5 protein-coding genes are annotated in these 5,421 nt (G+C 68.7%); 3 read left to right on the top strand and 2 right to left on the bottom strand.

What is annotated here, in order from left to right; translation table 11 throughout:
- Positions 1-376: protein kinase (locus K8V84_RS04135; protein WP_304070565.1), on the bottom strand; the 376-nt coding region annotated here is incomplete at its 3' end.
- Positions 377-660: 284 nt separating this feature from the next.
- Here K8V84_RS04135 and K8V84_RS04140 point away from each other — a divergent pair.
- The 3 genes from K8V84_RS04140 (at position 661) to K8V84_RS04150 (ending at position 3,747) form a co-directional block, all read left to right on the top strand.
- Positions 661-1,272, top strand: a complete 612-nt coding sequence (locus K8V84_RS04140) for a sigma-70 family RNA polymerase sigma factor (protein ID WP_304070567.1) — start codon at positions 661-663, stop codon at positions 1,270-1,272.
- Between the two features lie 93 nt (positions 1,273-1,365).
- On the top strand, positions 1,366-2,127 hold the full coding sequence (locus K8V84_RS04145; protein ID WP_067606920.1) for an isoprenyl transferase: 762 nt from the start codon (positions 1,366-1,368) through the stop codon (positions 2,125-2,127).
- A 267-nt stretch (positions 2,128-2,394) separates the two neighbouring features.
- Positions 2,395-3,747 (top strand): PhoH family protein, encoded by a 1,353-nt coding sequence (locus tag K8V84_RS04150; RefSeq protein WP_304070571.1) that lies wholly within the window; start codon positions 2,395-2,397, stop codon positions 3,745-3,747.
- Positions 3,748-3,908: 161 nt separating this feature from the next.
- On the opposite strand, the gene K8V84_RS04155 is transcribed toward K8V84_RS04150, so the two are convergent.
- The coding region (locus tag K8V84_RS04155; protein WP_369696602.1) for an SCO7613 C-terminal domain-containing membrane protein at positions 3,909-5,421 on the bottom strand (1,513 nt) is incomplete at its 5' end.

Raw genomic sequence — 5,421 nt, forward strand, 5'->3', positions numbered from 1 at the left:
TGTGCAGCACGGTGATGCCCTGGCCGATCTCGGTCAGCAACCGCAGGGCCTCGTCCAAGGGGAGTTGACCTCGTCGGATGAGGTCGGCGACACTGCCTTGGTCGGCGTAGGTCATCACCATGTACGGACGACCGTCCGGCAACACGTCCACGTCGTGCACCGCCACCAGCCAGGTGGAGTCGGTCTGACGCAGGATGCGCGCCTCCTCCAGGAACCGGTGCTGGATGTCCATCTGATGTGCCCAGTTCTCGGCCAATACCGTGATGGCCACCGGGTAGTTCAGAAGGTCGTCCTGGGCCAGCCAGACGGTGGCGAACGAACCGGACCCCAAGCGCCGTATGACGCGGTAACGTCCAAAGGCCTCCGGTTGGCTCATTTCCGCCTCGGTCTGTAGGGGGTGAATACGCGTTCGTTGCCCACTAATACACCATCTGCGCCTTGGCGATGGCTTCCGCGGATATGATCCCCTTCCCGGGTAGCGCCGACGCCGTCGGGGCATGGAAACTGGAGGAGCCCCTTCGGGTTCTCCCGTTTCGTGAGAAAACGGGATCGGCACGTGAAGTCGAGCGAGGTATACGGAGCCGAACGGGGTTCGTGGACGTCCGATAGACGTGTGACCTCACGAACGGACGTCCGTCGTCAGCCAGGAAGAGACGAACCATGCGTAGTAGTGACCGACCGGACCACGAGGAGCGCCCCACCCCCCGTCGCCGGGTGGCGAGCAACGTCGACGAGGAACTCGAGGATCTCGCGCGTCGGGCCAAGGAGGGTGACTCCGTGGCCCTGGACGACCTGCTCCGTCGCATCCAGCCCGAGGTACTGCGCCGCTGCGCCCGGTTCCTGCCCTACCGCCAGGACGCCGAGGAGGCCTGCCAGGACGCGCTCCTGCGGGTGGCGCGCAAGATCGACAGCTTCAAGGGCGACTCCCTCTTCACCACGTGGCTCTACACCGTGGTGTCCAACTCCGCGCGTCAGACCTACCGGTCCATGAAGCGTCGCTCCGCCGAGTTCCCCACCGAGGCCGAGCGCATGCCGCACCAGCGCGACCCCCGGACCACCAGTGTGATCGCCGGTTCCCGGATCGACCTGCTGGAGGCCTTGGACCAGTTGGAGAAGGAACGCCCCAACCTGGTGGCGCCTCTGGTCCTGCGCGACCTGTGCCAAATGGACTACAACGAGATCGCCTCCGAACTGAATCTGGCCCTGGGAACGGTCAAGTCCCGTATCCACCAGGGCCGCAAGCACGTGCGAAAGTCGCTCGCCGTGACGTGAGTGCTCCGGGCGAACTACTCTGGACCCATCCCCGTCGGCACATCCGTCGCCGGAGTGCGCCGTCCTTTGATCCAGCTCTGAGAGGTTTCGCCAATGGGGCTCCGTGACCCCCTGTACTGGCTGTACGAGCGGCGGCTGGAACGCCGTCTGACCAGCCAGGAGATCCCCCGGCACGTCGGTGTCGCCATGGACGGGAACCGGCGTTGGGCCAAGAGCAGCGGTCTCCCGGGTGCCGAGCAGGGCCACCAGGCCGGGGCGAACAAGATCTTCGAGGTGCTCGGGTGGTGCAACGAGATCGGTGTGCAGGTCGTCACTCTGTGGATGTTGTCCACGGACAACCTCACCCGTGACGAGGCCGAGCTCGGCCCGCTCGTGCGCATCATCGAGCAGACCATCGCCCGTCTACGTGAGGAGGGGTGGAACACCCGCCCCGTCGGCGCCCTCGACGTCCTGCCCGATTCGACCGCTCGTGCCCTGAAAGAGGCGGAAGAGGCCACATCCGGAAACCCGGGTCTGGTTGTCAACGTCGCCGTCGGGTATGGGGGTAGACGTGAGATCGCCGATGCGGTTCGGTCCCTCCTCCATGAGGAGGCGGCCAAGGGCACCGATATCCAGGAGCTGGCAGAGCGCCTGGACATCGAGGACATCGCACGGCACATCTACACGCGCGGACAACCCGACCCCGACCTGCTCATCCGCACCTCGGGTGAACAACGTCTGTCGGGTTTCATGCTGTGGCAGAGCGTTCACTCGGAGTTCTACTTCTGCGAGGTCTTCTGGCCTGCCTTCCGCAGAGTGGACTTCTTGCGTGCCCTGCGCTCCTACGGCGCGCGCAATCGGCGCTTCGGCTCCTGACCCCCATCACCGTTCCCACCGACCTCTCGTAACGAGGAGTTCATGGGGAGGTCGGCCCGGGCTCTGGAAAACGGGCTCTCGGGCGCGTAGCGTCGATGACAGCGGATGGCGTTCGCCCATCCGTTCGGGAGGCCCCGGCTCATTGATCTTCTCCGCCCTGGCGGGATGTCGACGAGGAGGGCCGGACCCGGCCCTCGTGGGCCTGGTCCCGGTCCTCCATGATCCCGTGACAGTAGGGCGCCCTCGCGGTGCCCAAGGGGAGAACGAGTGGCTAGTTCCTCGACCGATCGCCGTGACACCCAGTCCCCCACCGCCCCTGAAGCGGCAGAGGGTACGCGCGTCTACGTGCTCGACACCAGTGTCCTGCTCGCCGATCCGTTGGCCATGAGCCGGTTCGCCGAGCACGAGGTCGTCATCCCCGTGGTGGTGATCACCGAGTTGGAGAGCAAGCGTCACCACCCGGAGCTCGGGTACTTCGCTCGCAGCGCGCTGCGCCGCCTGGACGACCTGCGGGTCGCCCACGGCCGTTTGGACGTCGCCGTCCCGGTGAACGACTACGGCGGCACGCTTCGGGTGGAGCTCAACCACAGCGATCCGGAGATCCTGCCGGCGGGCTTCAGGCTCGGCGACAACGACACCCGGATCCTGACGGTGGCGCGCAACCTCCAGGAGGAGCATGAGGAAGAGGACGCCGTCGTCCTGGTGAGCAAGGATCTGCCGATGCGGATCAAGGCCTCCTCGATCGGCCTGCAGGCCGACGAGTACCGGGCAGAGCTCGCCATCGAACACGGTTGGACCGGGATGGCGGAGCTGGACGTGCCCGCCGCCAACATCCAGGAGCTGTTCTCCCAGGGTGAGAGCGAGATCGAGGAGGCCAGGGAACTGCCCTGCCACACCGGTCTGGTGCTCGTCTCCGAGCAGGGCCGGGCGCTCGGTCGGGTCCAGGCGGACAAGTCGGTGAAGGTGGTGCGCGGCGACAAGGACGTGTTCGGTCTGAAGGGCCGTAGCGCCGAGCAGCGGATCGCCCTCGACCTGCTCACCGACCCCGACGTCGGCATCGTCTCGCTCGGTGGTCGCGCCGGTACCGGTAAGTCCGCGCTGGCGCTGTGCGCCGGTCTGGAGGCCGTCCTGGAACGCGGCCAGCACCGCAAGGTGATGGTGTTCCGTCCGCTGTACGCGGTGGGCGGCCAGGAACTGGGCTACCTGCCGGGTACCGAGAACGACAAGATGACGCCCTGGGGCCAGGCGGTGCACGACACGCTGTCCGCGGTGACCAGTGAGGACGTCATCGAGGAGATCGTGGACCGCGGGATGCTGGAGGTCCTGCCGCTCACCCACATCCGAGGTCGGTCGCTGCACGACGCGTTCGTGATCGTGGACGAGGCGCAGTCCCTCGAACGCGGGGTCCTGTTGACGGTGCTGTCCCGGCTGGGGGAGAACTCGCGGGTGGTGCTCACCCACGACATCGCCCAGCGCGACAACCTGCGGGTGGGCCGCCACGACGGTGTGGTCGCCGTCATCGAGAAGCTCAAGGGCCATCCGTTGTTCGCCCACGTGACCCTGAACCGGTCGGAGCGCTCCCCGATCGCCGCCCTGGTCACCGAGATGCTGGAGAACTGAGCCCTGTCCTTCAGGGCCCCCTCGGCGCTGTTCCCGGGCGCCGAATGAGTCGGGAACCCTGACGGCGCCCGAACGGGTGATCGCCGTGGTTCACGAAAGCCGGACCATCAGGCGAGTGCGGCCCCCGTCGAATCGGCGGGGGCCACACCCGTGGGTGGAGGTCAGCGCAGGGCGCCGACGTACCGACCGACCCGGCGCAGCCGATTCAGGTTCGCCTCGTAGCGCGCGCCGATCAGGAGCAGCAGCAGGCCGACCACCGCGAACGGCGCCCAGTTGGGCAGCAGCAGGGTCAGGTCCCACAGCGGCGGACCGAAGGCCCTGAGGGACACCACCGACAACGCCCCTCCGCCGAGCAGCAGCTGTGCCTGCAGGCGAGACCTCAAGCCCCACACGGCCACGGCCACACCCACCACCAGCACCGTCGGGACCCGCCACCCCAGGTCCTGGCCGTCGAGCGCGAGCCAGACCGTGGGGCCGAGCAGCAACAACAGTCCGCCGCCGTAGGAGAGCCGGCTGGAGGGCTTCACTTCGGCCCGGCGCTCCCACTCCCAGCCGATCACCAGGAAGGCGAGCGCGGGCGGCACCGTGTAGGCCTCGGGGACGGTGACGTCCCAGGCCACCAGCACCGTCCACATCGAGCAGAACATCAACAGCCCGCCGACCGGCGCCTGCCACCATCGGCCGGGTCGCACCGCACTGGCCAGACCGATCACCCCGACCACGGCCAAGGCGAGCGCGACCAGTTCCAGCCGGGATCCCGCGCTCATGGTGATGACCAGGGCGATCGCCGCCCACACGGCGGCCGGGATCTCGGTGGCCTCCAACAGGGGCGAACGCAGGCGCCGGGCCGCGGCCGCCACGGCGGCGACCACCAGCAGGGGGCCGAAGGCGGCGTACTCGGCCGGGGCCCCCAAGGACACGAGCAGTGCCAGGGCGAACCCTCCGGTGCCGAAGGTCGCCGCGGCGGTCGAGGCCACGACGATCGACCTGACACGGGCCAGAGAGGACGTCACGGACGCCGCGACCGCCCAGGCCAGCAGCACCCCTACGACGGAGTGGCGTTCCGACAGGGCCCAACTGAACGCCAGAGCGAAGGTGAACAGTCCCGCGGACCACACGACCCACGCGGTCCCCGCCCGGTTCGGTAGGGCGGAACCGGCCGTCAGGGCCGCTCCGACCAACACGGTGCACACCAGGGCGACCAGGAAGGGCAGGCCGAGCGCGAACGGCAACGGCACCAGTGTCACCGGCGCGAGCAGCGCCGCCGCGGGTACGAGCAGCCGTCGGTGGAACAGCCGTACCGCGCCCACCGCCAGCGCACCGACGATCAACGTCCCCAGCGCCACGGCGGGGCCCGCGAGGGTGGTGGCCTCGGGCAGACCGACGAACTCGTGAGCGGGTTCCAGCAGCGCCTCGGTCGGGAGCCGGCGTGGGGCGAAGAACGACAGGGCCGGCGATCCGGCCGGGCCCACCACCAACGGCTGGACGATGAGCAGGAGGAGTCCGCCGACCCCGAACGGGCCGAACTCCGAGGCCTCCTTCTCGGTCGCGCCGAGCACACGGGAGGCGACCCCGTCGAGCAGCAGGGCGGTCGTGCCGAGCAGCAGCCCCGTGGCGCCCGACAACCACCACGGTCCGTGGCCCTCGCCCGGGAAGGCGACGGCGGCGGTGGCC

The organism is Nocardiopsis listeri (assembly GCF_020741345.1).
In the GTDB taxonomy this organism is placed as follows: Bacteria; Actinomycetota; Actinomycetes; order Streptosporangiales; family Streptosporangiaceae; genus Nocardiopsis; species Nocardiopsis listeri_A.